The organism is Pseudomonas sp. FW305-70, assembly GCF_058783925.1.
Map to the genome: position 1 here is coordinate 25,471 of NZ_JBYSYZ010000038.1, position 16,744 is coordinate 42,214.

Consider the following 16,744-nt stretch of genomic DNA (forward strand, 5'->3'; position numbering starts at 1 on the left):
CCGAGCCCACGATGAATCAGAGCCTGAACCTTGCCGCGCCCCTGAGCGCAGCCCCTGTCACCCTTGCCCAGTTGGTCTTTAGCAGCGCCGAACGTTTTGCCGGGCGCACGGCCATCGAGGAAAACGGCCAATGCATCGACTACGCGGACCTGCCCGAGCGCGTCATGGGCTTTGCCCGGGGCTTGATGGCCCTGGGGATCCAGGCCGGTGACCGGGTCGGTATCTGGGCGCCGAACAGTGGTGACTGGATCCTCGCGGCGCTGGGCATCCAGTGCGCCGGTGCGGTGCTGGTGCCGATCAACACGCGCATGAAGGGCCTTGAGGCCGCCGATGTGCTGGAACGCAGCGGCTGCCGGCTGTTGTTTGTCCAGCAGCGGTTTCTCGACGTCGACTACCCGGCGCTGCTCGCGCCCCATCGACCGGCCAGCCTCGAACACCTGGTGATTGTCGATGGCGACACGCCCAGGCTGACTGTGGACCTGACACTTGCACAGTTCCTGCGCGGCGCGGCGGCCATCGATGCCGACAGCGCCAGGCACCGTGCATTGGCTGTTGGCCCCGAGGCCATGTGCGACCTGCTGTTCACCTCCGGCACCACCGGCAAACCCAAGGGCGTGATGAGCGGCCATGGGCAGAACCTGCGAGCCTTCAGCGAATACGTCAAGATCATCGGCCTGGTGCCGGGCGACCGTTACCTGATCGTTAACCCGTTCTTTCATGCCTTTGGCTACAAGGCCGGTTGGCTGACCTGCCTGATCGGCGGGGCGACCATCCTGCCCCATGCGGTGTTCGACGCAGAACAGGTGTTCCAGCGCATCGCCCGTGAGCGTATCAGCGTCCTGCCCGGCGCACCGACGCTGTACCTGTCGCTGCTGGCCCATCCGCAGCTCAAGCAGACCGACCTGTCGAGCCTGCGTATCGCGGTGACCGGTTCGGCGAGCATCCCGCCGAGCCTGATCGAGCGCATGCGCAATGAGTTGGGGTTTGCCGTGGTGACCACCGCCTATGGCCTGACCGAGTGCGGCGGACTGGCGACGATCTGCGATCCACAAGACTCGGCGCAGGTGATCGCCGGCACCAGCGGACGGCCGATTGCCGGCACTGAAGTGAGCATCCGCGACCCGCACAACCAGGCGCTGGACGCCGGGCTTACCGGCGAGATCTGCCTGCGTGGCTTTCACATCATGCAGGGCTATTTCCAGAACCCCGAAGCGACCCGCGAAGCCATCGACGCCGAAGGCTGGTTGCACACGGGCGATGTCGGGCGCCTGGACGAGGCGGGCAACCTGATCATCACCGACCGCCTGAAGGACATGTTCATCGTCGGCGGTTTCAACTGTTACCCGGCAGAGATCGAAGCCGCGCTGATCAGACACCCGGCAATTGCCCAGGTGGCAGTGATTGGCATCGCCGATGAGCGCATGGGCGAGGTCGGGTGTGCCTGCGTGGTCCTGCGCGAAGGTAGAGAACTCGACGAGGCGCAACTGATCGCCTGGAGCCGAGAGCAGATGGCCAATTACAAGGTGCCGCGCCAGGTGCGCTTCTTCAACGCCTTGCCATTGAATCCGTCGAGCAAGGTGGCGAAGAACGAACTGCGCGCGGTGGTGGCCAACAGCGCTCAGGCATGAAGCGTACGCCACTCACCAAACGGACGATGTGCAGGGGAGCGGTTTTTTTCATGCTGCGGCGACACCCGCAAACAACAAGAAGGAGAGGAGCATGTTCACCCGAAACCTGGTTACGCGCCGTCCGGGGAGCCCGATCAATGGTCGCTGCCTGTTGGCAACGGCCATTACCTTCGTCAGTGCGACGGCCAGCGCTGCGCCGACCCTCGAACTGGGGGAAGACACCACCCTGGATTCGTCGCTGACGGTCAACTACACCGCATCCATGCGTACCGCCAAACAGGCCAGTCAATACCTCAACGACCCGAACAACGACGACGGCACGCGCAACTTCAAGCGCGGCTCGTTGATCAACAACCGCCTGAGCCTGTTTGGCGAGTTGCAGCTCAGGCACGACAACCTCGGTGCGGTGCTGCGCGGCAGTCAGTTCTACGACGATGTCTACAACCAGAAAAACGCCAACGACTCGCCGCAGACGGTGAACAAGGTCGGGCACAACGATGGCTTCAGTGACGAAACCCGCAGGCTCAGTGGCAGCATGGCGCGACTGCTCGATGCCTATGTGTATGGCAACTTTGAAGTCGGCGAGACCCAGTACCTGTCGCTCAAGGCCGGGCGGCATCTGGTGGCCTGGGGCGAGAGTCTGTTCTGGCCTAACATCAGCCAGGGCCAGGCTCCGGTGGACGCGACCAAGTTCAACGTGCCGGGTACCGAGGCCAAGGACTCATACCTGCCGGTAGGGCAGGTGTCCGGGTCGTGGTCGCTGAATGAAAACCTGGCGCTGGTGGGCTACTACCAGTACGAGTGGGAAAAGACCCAGCTCAACCCTGTGGGGGACTATTTTGGCAGCGATACGTTCGGTCCCGGCGCCGAGTTCTTTCGTCTGGGCAGCGGTCAGGTCGACCACCTGCCCAACGGCCTGGCGGTCGGTTATGGCGGTGCGAAAGACGCCAGCGACAGCGGCCAATGGGGTCTGGGCGTGCGCTACCGGATCACCGAGAACACTGAAGTGGGGCTGTTCCATTACCGCTATAACGAGCGTATCGGCTCGTTGTTCTTCGACTTCACCGGCACCACCCAATACTCGTCGCTCAAGAGCATCGGTCATGATGGCACCGCGCCGTCCTATCGCCTGGGCTATTTCGAAGACGTCAAGCTGACGGGCATCAGTTTCAGCTCCAAGGTCGGCGACTCGGTGCAGTACGCCGGTGACCTGAGCTACCGCGATGGCGCCTCGGTCTACCTGAACAACGGCGCGCCGACCACCGGGCAGATCTGGCAAGGCAACCTCAACGCCATGTACATCCTGGGCCCAAGCCTGCTTGCCCAGCAGACCACCTTCATGGGTGAAGTGGTGCATCAACACATCGACGGGGTGGACAGCCTGACGATCACCGGCGGCGGCGCCGGCGTGGATGGCACCTTCGATAAATTCGAGTCCAAGACCCAGACCCGCGGTTCGACCCTGCTGGGCATTGGCGCCTACATGGACTACCCGTCCATTGCCACGGGCCTGGACCTGAGCACCAAGGTGGTATGGACGCAGAACGTCGACGGCAGCGCCTATCAGGGCCTGGGTCGTGACGAGAAACGTCTGACCGTGGGTGGCGATTTCAAGTACCTGGGTAACTTCCAGATCGGCATGACCTACGTCGCCTACCTGAGTTCGCCGGACGTCGCCCAGGGCCGATTGCTGGCTGACCGCGACTACCTGTCGCTCAACGCCAAGTACACCTTCTGATGATCATGGCTGCGTCGCGATCTGGCGACGCAGTCACCCTTTGTAGCCTGATAACAATAAAGAGAGGCCTGTCATGAATCCTCGTCCGACCCCGTCACCTTTCAGCCCTATTACGATTGGCCCACTGACCCTGAAAAACCGCTTTATCAAGTCCGCAACCAATGAGGGCATGAGTGCCCAGGGCGTGCCTTCCAAACAATTGGTCAAGCTGCATTCGGCCCTGGTCGCTGGCGGCACCGCCATGACCACCGTGGCCTATTGCGCGGTGAGCAACGATGGCCGCACGTTGCCCAACCAGTTGACCCTTACCCAATCCAGCGTGCCGCATTTCAAGGCCCTGACCGACGGGGTGCACCAGGCCGGTGGCCTGGCCAGCGCGCAGATCACCCACGGTGGCTGCTTTACCTTTATTCGCGAGCGCTCGACCAAACGTCCGCTGTCGGCCAGTGGCGGTTTCAACAAGATCGGCTTGATGAGCGGCATGTTCCTCAAACAGGCGATGAACGAAGACGACATGCAGCAAGTGGTGCGCGATTTCGCCCAAGGCGCGCGCCTGGCACGCCAGGCGGGTTTCGATGCCGTGGAAATCCACATGGGCCACGGCTACTTGCTGAGCCAGTTCATTTCGCCGATGTACAACAAGCGCCGCGACCAGTACGGCGGCAGCCTGGAGAACCGCCTGCGCTTTCCGCGCCGGGTGCTGCGTGCGGTGCTCGATGCGGTCGGCCAGGAGATGGCGGTGATCTGCAAATACAGCGTGACTGAAGGCGTGCGCGCCGGTAACAGTGCCGAAGACGGGGCGAATATTGCCCGCATGCTGGAAGAAGAGGGCGCGCACCTGCTGGTGCTCAGTGCCGGGATGAACGCCGAGTCGATCACCACCATGTTCGGCTCTTCCTTTCCCAAGGAAAACCGCGTGCAGCAGAAGAACCGGATCATCGCCCTGGCCATGGCCATCCAGCGCCGTAAAGAGCCGACCGTGGAATTCCGTGAGCTGTATTTGCTGGAACATGCGCGCAAGGTGCGCGCTGCGGTGAAAATGCCATTGGCTTATCTGGGCGGCGCCAAAAGCCTGGCGAGCATCGAAAAAATCATGGCCGAGGGTTTCGATCTGGTCGCCATGGGCCGGGTGTTGCTGGCCGAGAATGACTACGTCAACAAGCTCGCCAGTGGCGCCAGCCGCGACTCGATCTGCACTGCCTGCAACCGCTGCGTGGCCATGATGTACACCCCCGGCGGCACCTCCTGCGTACTGGGCCAGCCCGGCGATGCCGTGTTGAACAGCCAGAAGGCGGCAGATCGCTAATCTTGTACATGTAGGAGCAGCCGGTCGACACTAGATTGCTCGCGAAGGTCGTTAACGATAACGCGTGTCTGCTGGATAAACGCGTTGCCCTTGAGTCCTTCGCGAGCAAGTTCGCTCCTCCAAGGGAGGAGCGGTGCGGCTGATCAACCGTTCTGCAGGAAGTCGATGCAGCTGCGGTTGAACAGTTCGCGGTGTTCCACCTGGACCCAATGCCCGCAACGGTTGAGCACGATGAACCGGGCGTTTGGCGCGCCGTCGATGATGCGCTGCGCGCCACTGATCGGGTTGAAGTGATCGTTGGTTCCCCAGAAGCCGAGGATCGGGCACTGGATCTCACCCAGGCGCGCTTCCATGTTCGGCACCATCATCGTGCTGAACAAATTCTTGGGCTGGGTCACGGCGACCGCCACGCGTTCCTGCAGCAGGCTTTCCGGCAGGATCGAATCATCGAAGAGCTGCAAGCGCATCATGCTGCGCATCTCTTCCATGCCGATGGGGCCTGCGCTGAACAGGCTGACCATGCGCACGATGCCTTCCATCTGGAAGTAGGTTTCCCGCTCCTCGACACCGCCCGGTGCCAGCAGGATCAGGCTCTGGGGCAGTTGCGGCAGACGCAGGGCCAGACCCAGGGCGATCGCGCCGCCCAGCGAGTTACCCAGCAGCGTGCAACGCCGCACACCAATGGCCTCGAGGAACGCCGCCACGCAGTCGACGAAGAAATCCAGGTTGTATTGCACGTCCTCGGGTTTGTCCGAGCGGCCGAAACCCGGGAGGTCGAGCACGATGTTGCGATAGCCCGCGGCGACGAGTTGCGGGTAGTTGCCCTTGAAGTTGCTGAAACCACTGGCGCCCGGCCCGCTGCCGTGCAGCCACAGCACCACGGGGCCTGCGCCCTCATCCAGATAGTGCAGGCGCAGGCCGTTTGGCAGGCTCGCGTAATGGCCTACGGGCAGGGGCAGATCTACGGGTTGGTTCATGGGGTTCTCCATTGACGGCGGATTCATGAAGCACAGCCGCGCCAGGCGCTGCAGCGGATTGAATGCAGCGAGTTGAAGGGGAATGCAGCTCCTGGCGAGGTGCGCGCCCTGCGAATGCTGGGCTCTGATGGGGTTATCCACATCGTCCGTTCAGACCACGCGGCGATAGTCCCATCGGACGATGTGGGCCAAGGCACTTGCCGCTAATCATGCAGGCGACGGCTCCACTGCAAGGGCAGCGGGCTGCAGCGTATTTGCACATTCGGAGATTGCTGATGAAGTTACTCAATAAAGTCGCCTTTGTGACCGGCGCCGGGCAGGGCATGGGGCAGGCCATCGTGCGTGGTTTTGTCGCCGAAGGCGCTAAGGTAGTGGCTGTCGATCTGAATCAGGCGGCTCTCGCCGAGAGCCTGGCAGACCTGGGCGACAAGGTGCTGGCCCTGGCCTGCAACGTCGGTGACGGCGCCTCCGTGGCCGATGCCATGGGCCAGGCCGAGCAGCACTTCGGCGGTCTCGACATCCTGGTCAACAACGCCGGCGTGGGCGGGCTGGACAGCTTCCTCGACACCCCGGACGAGAGCTGGGCACGGGTGATCGGGGTGAACCTGGGCGGCACCTTCCTGTGCTGCCGTGAAGGCGCCAAGTTGATGGTCAAGGGTGGCCGCAAGGGCGCGATTATCAACCTCTCCAGCACTGCCGCGCTGACCGGCGAAGGCCCAAGCCACTATTGCGCCTCGAAAGCCGGGGTGATGGGCCTGACCCGTTCGATAGCCCGCGAACTGGCGGCCAGCGGCATACGCGTCAACACACTGGTACCGGGGCCGACCAACACGCCGATGATGGCCGGCATTCCTGATGAATACATGGAGGCACTGCTGAAGAACGTGCCCTTGGGGCGCATGTGCGAGACCGACGAGATCGCTCGGGTCGCAGTGTTCCTGGCGAGCGAAGACGCCAGTTTCATGACCGGGCAGAACATTGCAGTCAACGGCGGCATGGCCTTTATCTAATCAGGGAGTCACCTATGAGCAAGCGTTTACAAGGAAAAATCGCCTTCGTCACCGGCGCCGGTTCCGGCATCGGCGAAGCCACCGCCCTGCGATTTGCCGAAGAGGGTGCGACGGTGGTGCTGTGCGGGCGACGCATCGAGCCGCTGCAAGGCGTGCAGGAAAAAATCCAGGCCCAGGGCGGTCAGGCCGAGATCGCCGTGGCCGATGTCAGCGATGAACAGGCCTATGTCGGTGCGCTGCAAGCCACCGCGCAACGTCACGGGCGCCTGGACATCCTAGTCAACAATGCGATGGCCTACACCTGGGGCGGCATCGACGCCATGACCACCGCCGACTGGCACGCCAACTTCGCCACCACCGTGGACGGCACCTTCTGGGGCACCCGCACCGCGATGCAGTTGATGAAAGAGCAGGGCGGCGGTTCGATCGTCAACATCGCTTCGATCTGCGGCCTGTTCGGCACGGCGTGGATGGCCGGTTACTCGGCGGCCAAGGCGGCGGTGATCAACTTCAGCCGGGCGGCGGCCAGCGAAGGCGCACCGCACAACATCCGCTGCAACGTGATCATCCCGGGCGTGGTCGACACCCCGGCCACCGCCGGCATGCTGGGCGACGCCAAGACCCGCAGCAACACTGAAAAGGTGATCCCGATGAAACGGGTCGGCCTGCCGGTGGAACTGGCCAACGCCATACTGTTCCTGGCCAGCGAAGAGGCTTCGTATGTCACCGGCGCCAGCCTGGCGGTGGACGGCGGACGCGGTTCGGACCTGTACACGGTGCTCGACTGATGAACCTGGACACGAACCCGTTGTTGGCGCGCATCGACCGCCTGGAGTCGCTGGACGCGATCCGCCAACTGGCCGGCAAGTACGCCCTGGCGCTGGATATGCGTGACATGGATGCCATGGCCAACTGCTTCGCCCCGGACGTGCGCGTGGGCCGCGACAAGAGCGGTCGCGCGCACCTCAAGGCGTGGCTGGACGAAACCATGCGCAAGCAGTTTCACGGCACCTCCCATCACCTGGGGCAACACATCATCGAGTTCAGCGATGCCGATCACGCCACCGGCGTGGTCTATTCGAAGAACGAACATGAGACCGGGCCGGAGTGGGTGATCATGCAGATGCTGTACTGGGACGACTATGAGCGAATCGACGGGCGCTGGTGCTTCCGTCGCCGCTTGCCGTGCTACTGGTACGCGACCGACCTGAACAAACCACCGATTGGCGGCCTGAAAATGCGCTGGCCAGGGCGCGAGCCGTACGCCGGCACCTTCCATGAGTTGTTTCCGTCCTGGGATGCCTTCTGGGCACAACGCCCGGACAAGGACGCCTTGCCGCAGATCGCCGAACCAGCCCCGCTGGAAGGTTTTCTCAATACCTTGCGCCGAGGGGCGGATGACCCGAAGATTCGCGTGCGTTGAGCAATCAGGGCGGCCCGTGCAAGGTATGCCGCCTAAGGTTCACACCTGACGAATGTGGGAGCGGGCTTGCTCGCGAAGGCAGAGTATCAGTCGTCATCAATGGCGCCTGACACACCACTTTCGCGAGCAAGCCCGCTCCCACAAAGTAATGCTGTTCACTCAGGATTTGGTGCTTCAGGCGCACATAGGGATCTTCCAGCTAACCAGAATCTCGTGGCTGTACACGATCCTTTGTGGGAGCGGGCTTGCTCGCGAAGGCGGCCTGGCAGTCGACCAGGTTTCGCGGATGTATCCCGTCAAAAGATCGCAGCCTCGTTGCACTCGACAGCTCCTGCAGGGGGGGCTGGCGACCAGGCCGGTCGGTGGGCTGCCTCGAATGCTTTTGATTTTCTTGCCCCCTCGAGACGCCGCGCACGGCCATGGATGGCCGATCGCGGCGGGCCCACGGAGCAGGCACTGACAAACTTACAAGGGCATGCGGAGCCACAGCGAGGCACCGAACAACAGGGGCAAAAGCGCTTGGTTACTTTGCGCTTTTCAAAGTGACCCGCTGGAAGAGCGGAACCATAAACGGCCGTTACCGTAGCAATGGATATGTACACCATCCCACCACGCCTTAAGTGAACAGCATTAGTTCCTACAAAGGACTTTTCGTTTAATTCGTGACTCGTGGTTCCCGCGGCATGCCCAGCGCCCGTTCGGCAATGACGTTACGCTGGATTTCGTTACTGCCGCCGTAAATGGTGTCAGAGCGGGTGAACAGGAACAGCGACTGCAGGCGGCTGAGCTGGTAAGGCGCGGCGTCGAGAATTTCCCCGGCGTCGCCCAGCACGTCCATGGCCAGTTTGCCCAGGTCGCTGTGCCAGGTGGACCAGGCCAGTTTGTAGATCATCGCTTCGCGGCCCAGGTTGCCGTCTTGCGGACCTGAAAGCATACGTAGCGAGTTGTAGCGCAACACCTTGAGACCGGCCCAGGCCTGGGCGATGCGCTGGCGCAGCAATGGATCGCGCGCGGCGCCGTTGGCGCGGGCGATGCGGATGATTTCGTCGAGTTCGTTGTGGAACTGCATCTGCTGACCCAGCGTCGATACGCCGCGCTCAAAACCCAGCAGCGCCATGGCGATCCTCCAGCCATCGCCCGGTTGGCCGATCAGGTTGTCGGCATGGGTGACGGCGTGGTCGAAGAACACTTCGTTGAATTCACTGGTGCCGGTCAGTTGCTGGATCGGTTGCACGCGGATGCTGTCCTGGGCCATCGGCACCAGCAGGAACGACAAGCCGTGATGTCCCTGGCTACCAGGCTCGGTACGCGCCAGCACGAAACACCAGTCGGCCTCGTGTGCCAGGGAGGTCCAGACCTTCTGCCCGCTGATCAGCCAGTGCTCGCCCGTGGCATCCAGTTTCGCCCGGGTCTGCACGTTCGCCAGGTCCGAACCGGCGCCCGGTTCCGAATAGCCCTGGCACCAGAACTGGCTGCCGTCGAGGATGCCGGGCAACAGGCGTTGCTGTTGGGCCGAAGTGCCGAAGGCGGCGAGTGTCGGGCCGACCAGGCCTTCGCCGATATGGCCCATGCGTCCGGGGCCACCGGCGCGGGCATATTCCTCGTGGAAGATCACCTGCTGGCTGATCGACAGTCCGCGTCCGCCGTGTTCCTTTGACCAGCCGACACCGATCCAGGCACCTGCGGCCAGCTCGCGTTCCCAGGCTTTGCGTTCTTGGGGAAAGCTGTGTTCATCCCCCGGTCCACCGCGAAAACGCAAAGGCGCAAATTCGCCGTTCAGGTGCTCGGCCAGCCATTGGGCGACCTCTTCGCGGAACGCTTCGTCGGCACGACTGAAACCGATTTTCATGCTTGCTCTCCCAAAAGATGCGCAGCCAGACGCTCACGATGCAGTGCCGGGCTGCCCAGCAGATGCTCGCTGGCGCGGGCACGTTTGAAGTACAGGTGTGGATCGTATTCCCAGGTAAAACCGACGCCGCCATGCAGCTGGATCGACTCGGCGGCGCAGTGGAAAAACGCCTCGCTGGCATGGATCTTCGCGGTGGCAGCGGCTTGCTCAAGTTCCTGGACCACCGCGGCATCGCCATTCGGGTCGAGGCGTTCCTGGGCCACGCAGGCGGCGTAGTAGGCCGCTGACCGGGCGCATTCGACTTGCAGCATCATGTCAGCGCAGCGGTGCTTGATCGCCTGGAAACTGGCAATGGTGCGTTTGAATTGCCGGCGTTCAGCGATGTACGCCAGGGTCAGGTCCAGGGCCTGTTGCGCGCCGCCGGTCTGCTCGGCGGCAAGCCCGATAGCGGCGATCAGCAGGGTGTCGCGCAGCACCGCCCAGCCTTGTTCGGGGCCGCACAGTAGCTGTGCTTCGCTGACTTGCACCTGATGCAGCTCAATGCGTGTCAGGCGACGGGTCTGGTCCAGAGTTGCCAGGGGAGTGCGGATTACGCCCGGCGTATCGCCAGGCAAGACGAACAGACCGATACCCTGTTTGTCCTGGGTGCCGGGAGCGCGGGCGGCGACGATCAGCAGGTCGGCCGAGGCGCCATCGATGACTTGTGCGTACTGGCCGTCAAGGGTCCAGCCTCCCGGGCAGGGCTCGGCCACGGCTTGCACGCTGCAAGCTTCCAGCCCTGGAACACTGGCGAAGGCCAGGGTAGCGCGAGTCTCACCGGCGGCAATCGCCCCCAGCCAATGTTCCTGCACGCTCTTGTTGTGACCCAGCAACAGGGCCGGAGTGGCCAGGCACGCCGTGGCGAACAGCGGCGAACCCAGCAGGTAGCGACCGCTTTGTTCCAGCAGGATCGCCAGTTCGACAAATCCCAGGCCCATGCCGCCAAAGCGCTCGGGCACCATCAGCGCCGGCCAGTACAGCTCCTGTCCGATCCGCCGCCAGACTTCGGGGTCATGCGCGTCCGGGCGGCTCATCGCGGCGCGCACAGCATGCGAGTCGCTGGCCTGGGCGAGAAAGCGCTCGGCGCTGTCGCGAATCATCAGGTGTTCTTCGGTAAAAGCGAACTCCATGGAGGCGGTCTCTGCAATGCGGATGGATGCGCCAGTCTGGGGGGATGGCGGTGGTGTTCGAATCATTAAAACGGACTAGGGCATTTCTGGTGCTCGCGAAGGCGGCGTGTCAGTCAACATCAACGCTGGATGTGATTGCCTCTTCGTCGGAACGCCGCCCGGAGCAGGCTCGCTCCCACAGGTGCTTAGTCTCAACGGACGATGAAGCGGCGGGCGGCGCTTTGCACAATGCTCGCCACGTAAGCCATTCAGCCAACGAGGACTTAGGCATGATCGACATTCGCGGTTTGAGCTATTTCGTCTCGCAGATCGAAAACCTCAGCCATTGGCAGCGTTACGCCGAAGACGTGCTGGGCATGCAGGTACAGCCAGCGCCGGGCGGTGGCTTGTACGTAAAAATGGACGAGCGCCCGTTTCGCATGCTGATCGTCGAAGGCAGCGAGGCGCGTTATCTGGCTTCCGGCTGGGAGCTGGCCAACGAGCCGGCATTTCAGGCCGCACTTGAGCACCTGAGCGCTGCCGGCATCGAATGGCAGCCTGGCTCTGCCGCCGAGGTCGAGCAGCGCGGCGTGCAGGCGCTGGTCAAGGTCAGCGACCCGTCGGGCAACATCCATGAGCTGAGCTGGGGCCATCGCTCCGATTGCCTGCCGTTCGTTTCGCCTCAAGGCGTGCCGCGCTTCATTACCGGCGACATGGGCCTGGGCCACACCGTGCTGCCGGCGCCGAACTTCGACGCCACCCTGGCGTTCGCCAAGGATGTGCTGGGCTTCAAGCTGTCGGACATTTTCAACTTCCGTCCCGACCCGTCGGTGCCGCCGATCCGTATTCACTTCCTGCATTGCCAGAACGCCCGCCATCACAGCCTGGCACTGGCCGAGTACCCGGTGCCGTCGGGATGCGTGCACGTGATGGTCGAGGTCGATTCGATGACCGAAGTCGGCCGTGCCCACGACCGTCTGCGCGCCCACGAGGTGAGCTTGTCGGCCACCCTCGGCCAGCACCTGAACGACCGCATGACCAGTTTCTACATGAAGACGCCGTCCGGGTTCGATCTGGAGTACGGCTTTGGCGGATTGCAAGTCGACTGGGCCGAGCACTCGGCGTTCGAGTTCACCCGCGTAAGCATTTGGGGGCATGACTTTTCGGTCGGCCAACAGTAAGGAATGATCAAAATGAACAAACAACTGACAGCGGCCGATGCGGTCGCTCAATTGCGCGATGGCATGACCATCGGTTTCGGTGGCTGGGGCCCGCGACGCAAGCCGATGGCCATCGTGCGCGAGATCCTGCGCTCACCGGTCAAGGACCTGACCGTGGTCGCCTATGGCGGCCCGGAAGTGGGCATGCTGTGTGCTGCCGGCAAGGTCAAGAAACTGGTGTTCGGCTTCGCCACCCTCGATGCCATTCCACTGGAACCCTACTATCGCAAGGCCCGCGAGGCCGGTGAACTGGAGTTGATGGAGCTGGATGAAGGCATGTTCCAGTGGGGCTTGCGCGCCGCCGGCATGCGCTTGCCGTTCCTGCCGACCCGTTGCGGCCTGGCCACCGATGTGACGCGCCTCAACCCGGAACTCAAGACCATCCAGTCGCCCTATGCCGATGGCGAGGTGCTGCTGGCGATGCCGGCGCTCAACCTCGACGTGGCGTTCCTGCATGTCAACGTCGCCGACCGCCTGGGCAATTGCCTGGTGACCGGGCCGGACCCGTATTTCGACCACCTGTTCGCCCGCGCCGCCAAGCAGTGCTTTGTCTCGTGCGAGCGCCTTGAAGAGCGCCTGGAACTGAGCGCCGATCAGGCCCGCTTCAATACCTTCGAGCGCTATCTGGTGAGCGGTGTGGTGCATGCACCCCTCGGTGCGCACCCGACGCTCTGCGCCCCCGACTACGGCTGGGACCTCAAGCACCTGAAAAACTATGTCACCAGCAGCCAGGCGGAAAACGGCTGGCAGGACTATGTGCAGACCTACATCGCCAGCGGCGAGCAGGCCTATCAGGCACAGAACGGCGGTGCCGATTCCATGGGCGTCTTGCCCCTTCCCGTGTTCTGAGGATTAGCGACTATGTCTGCAACCTGTGATTTCACCCTCGCTGAACTGATGATCGTTGCCGCCTCCGAGGCCTGGCGCGGCAATGGCGAGATGATCGCCTCGGGCCTGGGCGTGATCCCGCGCCTGGGCGCCAGCCTGGCCAAACTGACCCACAGCCCGGAACTATTGATGACCGACAGCGAGGCGTTCCTGGTAGAAGAACCGATCCCGCTGGGCCCACGTGGTGACTACGTGCCGCGTTACTCGGGTTACATGTCGTTCGAGCGGGTCTTCGAATGCGTGTGGGGCGGACGCCGCCACGCGATGATCGGTCCGACCCAGATCGACCGCTGGGGCCAGACCAACCTGTCCTGTGTCGGCGACTATCAAAAGCCCAAGACCGCGATCCTTGGCGTGCGCGGCTTGCCCGGCAACAGCATCAACCACCTCAACTCGTTCTTCGTGCCCAGCCATAACACCCGGGTGTTTGTCAGCGGCGAAGTGGACATGGTCTCCGGTGTCGGCTTCAAGGCCGAGCGCTGGCCCGAAGGTGCACGCCGTGACTTGATGGACATCCATTGCGTGGTCAGCGACCTGTGCGTCCTGGATTTCAATGGCCCGGACCGTGCGGTGCAGGTGCGTTCGCTGCACCCTGGCGTGAGTTTCGAGCAGGTCCAGGAGAACACCGGCTTCCCTTTGCTCAAGTCCGCGCAGTTGCACGAAACCGCGCATCCCACTCCTGAGCAGTTGGCCCTGATCCGCCGACTCGACCCCCACGATTACCGCGCCACCGCGATCAAGGGCAACCCGCCCGGCATCCGTACGGCCTGAGACAAGGAGGCGAGCATGCACAGCAGCGACAGTGAATTTATCGTCCGCCAGGACAACGCCGTCTACGAGACGGACACCCCGGTGCTGTACAGCGTGGTCGAGGGTATCGCCACGCTGACGCTGAACCGGCCGACCTTCAACAACGCGCAAAACTCGCAGATGACCTACGCCCTGGATGCCTTCTTTCGTCAGGCGGTGAACGATGACAGCGTCAAGGTTATTGTCCTGCGGGGCAACGGCAAGCACTTCTCGGCGGGCCACGATATCGGCACCCCCGGGCGCGATATCGACAAGCCGTTCGAACGCGCGCACCTGTGGTGGGATCACACCAACAAACCCGGTGGCGAGCAGCTGTATGCCCGCGAGCAGGAGGTGTACCTGGGCATGTGCCGGCGCTGGCGTGAGCTGCCCAAGCCGACCATCGCCATGGTCCATGGTGCGTGTGTGGCGGGCGGGCTGATGCTGGCCTGGGTCTGCGATCTGATCGTCGCCAGCGACGACGCGTTCTTTCAGGATCCAGTGGTGCGCATGGGCATTCCGGGGGTGGAGTATTTTGCCCATCCCTACGAAATGAACCCACGCATCGCCAAGGAGTTCCTCTTCACCGGCGACCGCATGAGCGCGAGCCGGGCCTGGCAGGTGGGCATGGTCAACCGCCTGGTGCCGCGTGAAGAACTGGAGTCGGCCACTTATGCCCTGGCCGCCGGCATCGCCCGCCAGCCGCGCATGGGCCTGGCCCTGACCAAGCAGGCGATCAACCACGTCGAAGACCTGCAAGGCAAGCGCACGGCGATGGATGCCGTGTTCGCCTGGCACCACTTTGCCCATGCCCATAACGAGCTGTTGTCCGGCGACAAACTGGGCGGCTTTGACGCCAAGGGCATGGCCCGGGCCAATAAGCAGGCCGAGGACAAAAGCCAATGAACCGCTGGCTGGATACGCCGCTGACCGAGGCCCTCGGTTGCCGTTACCCGATTGTGCAAACCGCCATGGGCTGGGTTGCCGACGCCAACCTGGTGACCGCCACGACCCAGGCCGGGGGTTTCGGTTTCCTGGCCGGGGCGACCATCGCGGCCGATGAACTGGAAGGCGAAATCCGCAAGGTGATCGACACCACCGGTGGCAGCAACTTCGGGCTCAATTTCCATATGTTCCAGGACAACGCTGCACAGTGCGTCGACCTGGCGATCAAGTACCGCTTGCGCGCCGTGAGCTACGGGCGCGGCCCGGACAAACAGACCATCGCGCGCTTCAAGGCGGCGAACGTGCTATGCATTCCTACCGTCGGCGCTTTGAAACATGCACTGAAGGCGGTGGAACTGGGCGCTGACCTGATCACCATCCAGGGCGGCGAGGGCGGCGGCCATACCGGCGGCGTGCCCAGTTCGATCCTGCTGCCCCAGGTGCTGGCGGCGGTCAAGGTGCCGGTGATTGCAGCCGGCGGATTTGCCACCGGCCGTGGCCTGGCCTCGGTGCTGGCCGCCGGTGGCGCCGGCATCGCCATGGGCACGCGGTTTCTCATGACCCGAGAATCGCCGACCCCGGCCGCGACCCTCGAACGCTACCTGAAGGTCAACGATCCGCAGCAGGTGCGCGTGACCACCGCAGTCGATGGCATGCGCCACCGCATGATCGAAAACCGCTTCATCAATCACTTGGAGCAGGCGGGCTCCTTCGGTCGCCTGCGCATTGCCCTGGGCAGCGCCTGGCAGTGGAAGCAGCAGACCGGCATGAGCCTGGGCCACATGGCTTCAGTTTTTATCCGGGCGTTGCGCGAAGACCCTTCGGCGTTGTCGCAAGTGGTGATGGCCGCCAACCAGCCGGTGCTGTTGCAGCGCTCGATGGTCGATGGCGCCCCGGACGAGGGCATCCTGCCCAGTGGCCAGGTCGCGGCCGCCATCGGTGAGTTACTCAGTTGCCGTGAAGTCATCGAAGGCATCGCCAGCGAGGCCCAGCAATGCCTGGACGCGCTCCTGGCGCGCAGCCAGACCCGCCCCTCGAATCATCCAGCCAGCATTGGAGAACCCCTATGAACCCGGCATTCACGACACAACTCAATCAGGGGATCGCCGAGCTGGTGATCGCCAAACCACCGGTCAACGCCCTCGACAGCCAGGAGTGGCAAGCCCTGGCGCGACAAATCGAAGCCCTTGGGGCCAATCCCGACGTGCGGGTGATCGTGATCCGCGCCGAAGGCCGGGGCTTTTGCGCCGGTGTCGACATCAAGGAACTGGACAAGCACCCGGAGCGGATCGTCGAGGTCAATGCCGGTAACTACGCCACCTTCAAGGCCGTGCACCGCAACCCGGTGCCGGTGATTGTCGCGGTGCATGGTTTTGTCCTGGGCGGCGGCATTGGCATCACCGGGGCGGCGGACATCGTCGTCGCCTCCGAATGCGCGACCTTCGCCCTGCCGGAAGTCGACCGCGGCGCCATGGGTGGCGGTGCGCATCTGCAACGCCTGTTCCCGGTGCAAAAGGTCCGCTACCTGTTCTTTACCGGCGACAGCATCAGCGCCCCCGAAGCCCTGCAATACGGCTTTATCGAGCGGATCGTCAGCAAGGACCAGTTGCGCGAAACCGCCCTGGGCATCGCGGCGAAAATCGCTGAAAAAAGCCCGGGCATGATCCGCATCGCCAAGGAAGCTCTGAACGGCATCGAAGACGGCAACCTGGAAGATAAATATCGCTGGGAACAGGGCTTCACCATGCAGGCCTACAGCAGCCCGGACTCCGCGGAAACGCGCCGGGCTTTCGTCGAAAAACGCGACGCCAAGTTCTGAGATA

The 16,744-nt window shown here is 63.2% G+C and carries 15 protein-coding genes; 12 read left to right on the top strand and 3 right to left on the bottom strand.

What is annotated here, in order from left to right:
* Positions 1–11 precede the first annotated feature (11 nt).
* The 3 genes from AC3WN7_RS22840 to AC3WN7_RS22850 all read left to right on the top strand — a co-directional run bounded on the left by AC3WN7_RS22840 (position 12) and on the right by AC3WN7_RS22850 (position 4,672).
* A complete protein-coding gene (locus tag AC3WN7_RS22840; RefSeq protein ID WP_102675134.1) occupies positions 12–1,628 on the top strand; it encodes a FadD3 family acyl-CoA ligase in 1,617 nt (538 codons plus the stop codon).
* Between the two features lie 91 nt (positions 1,629–1,719).
* A complete protein-coding gene (locus AC3WN7_RS22845) occupies positions 1,720–3,366 on the top strand; it encodes a DUF1302 domain-containing protein (RefSeq protein WP_102675133.1) in 1,647 nt (548 codons plus the stop codon).
* Between the two features lie 73 nt (positions 3,367–3,439).
* A complete protein-coding gene (locus tag AC3WN7_RS22850) occupies positions 3,440–4,672 on the top strand; it encodes an NADH:flavin oxidoreductase (RefSeq protein ID WP_102675132.1) in 1,233 nt (410 codons plus the stop codon).
* Positions 4,673–4,815: 143 nt separating this feature from the next.
* Here AC3WN7_RS22850 and AC3WN7_RS22855 read toward each other — a convergent pair whose 3' ends face one another.
* Positions 4,816–5,649 (bottom strand): alpha/beta fold hydrolase, encoded by an 834-nt coding sequence (locus tag AC3WN7_RS22855; protein WP_102675131.1) that lies wholly within the window; start codon positions 5,647–5,649, stop codon positions 4,816–4,818.
* A gap of 275 nt (positions 5,650–5,924) precedes the next feature.
* Here AC3WN7_RS22855 and AC3WN7_RS22860 point away from each other — a divergent pair, with 275 nt between their 5' ends.
* From AC3WN7_RS22860 to AC3WN7_RS22870, 3 genes are read left to right on the top strand one after another with little or no spacing between them, the layout of a single operon-like run.
* Positions 5,925–6,659 carry an SDR family NAD(P)-dependent oxidoreductase gene (locus AC3WN7_RS22860; protein ID WP_102675130.1) on the top strand — a complete coding sequence of 245 codons (735 nt, stop codon included), beginning with the start codon at positions 5,925–5,927 and terminating at the stop codon, positions 6,657–6,659.
* 14 nt (positions 6,660–6,673) lie between these two features.
* On the top strand, positions 6,674–7,447 hold the full coding sequence (locus AC3WN7_RS22865) for an SDR family NAD(P)-dependent oxidoreductase (protein WP_102675129.1): 774 nt from the start codon (positions 6,674–6,676) through the stop codon (positions 7,445–7,447).
* Between the two features lie 5 nt (positions 7,448–7,452).
* Entirely contained in the window at positions 7,453–8,082 is a 630-nt protein-coding gene (locus AC3WN7_RS22870) for a nuclear transport factor 2 family protein (RefSeq protein ID WP_207258394.1), read from the top strand.
* Positions 8,083–8,737: 655 nt separating this feature from the next.
* On the opposite strand, the gene AC3WN7_RS22875 is transcribed toward AC3WN7_RS22870, so the two are convergent.
* Together AC3WN7_RS22875 and AC3WN7_RS22880 are read right to left on the bottom strand one after the other, a co-directional pair.
* Positions 8,738–9,931: an acyl-CoA dehydrogenase family protein gene (locus AC3WN7_RS22875; protein ID WP_102675126.1), complete on the bottom strand. Its 1,194-nt coding sequence runs from the start codon at positions 9,929–9,931 to the stop codon at positions 8,738–8,740.
* Positions 9,928–11,100, bottom strand: coding sequence for an acyl-CoA dehydrogenase family protein (locus tag AC3WN7_RS22880; RefSeq protein WP_102675125.1), 1,173 nt, complete (start codon positions 11,098–11,100; stop codon positions 9,928–9,930). Before AC3WN7_RS22880 ends, AC3WN7_RS22875 begins: the two co-directional genes overlap by 4 nt.
* 269 nt (positions 11,101–11,369) lie before the next feature.
* Between AC3WN7_RS22880 and AC3WN7_RS22885 the strand changes: the two genes are divergently transcribed.
* From AC3WN7_RS22885 to AC3WN7_RS22910, 6 genes are read left to right on the top strand one after another with little or no spacing between them, the layout of a single operon-like run.
* Complete coding sequence (locus AC3WN7_RS22885; RefSeq protein WP_102675124.1) at positions 11,370–12,260, top strand: VOC family protein; 891 nt, start codon at positions 11,370–11,372, stop codon at positions 12,258–12,260.
* A 12-nt stretch (positions 12,261–12,272) separates the two neighbouring features.
* Positions 12,273–13,148, top strand: a complete 876-nt coding sequence (locus tag AC3WN7_RS22890) for a CoA transferase subunit A (RefSeq protein WP_102675123.1) — start codon at positions 12,273–12,275, stop codon at positions 13,146–13,148.
* A 12-nt stretch (positions 13,149–13,160) separates the two neighbouring features.
* Positions 13,161–13,958 (top strand): CoA-transferase subunit beta, encoded by a 798-nt coding sequence (locus tag AC3WN7_RS22895; protein ID WP_102675122.1) that lies wholly within the window; start codon positions 13,161–13,163, stop codon positions 13,956–13,958.
* 15 nt (positions 13,959–13,973) lie between these two features.
* Positions 13,974–14,882, top strand: coding sequence for an enoyl-CoA hydratase (locus tag AC3WN7_RS22900; RefSeq protein WP_102675121.1), 909 nt, complete (start codon positions 13,974–13,976; stop codon positions 14,880–14,882).
* Entirely contained in the window at positions 14,879–15,991 is a 1,113-nt protein-coding gene (locus AC3WN7_RS22905) for an NAD(P)H-dependent flavin oxidoreductase (protein WP_102675120.1), read from the top strand. Before AC3WN7_RS22900 ends, AC3WN7_RS22905 begins: the two co-directional genes overlap by 4 nt.
* Complete coding sequence (locus AC3WN7_RS22910; RefSeq protein WP_102675119.1) at positions 15,988–16,740, top strand: enoyl-CoA hydratase family protein; 753 nt, start codon at positions 15,988–15,990, stop codon at positions 16,738–16,740. Before AC3WN7_RS22905 ends, AC3WN7_RS22910 begins: the two co-directional genes overlap by 4 nt.
* Positions 16,741–16,744 lie beyond the last annotated feature (4 nt).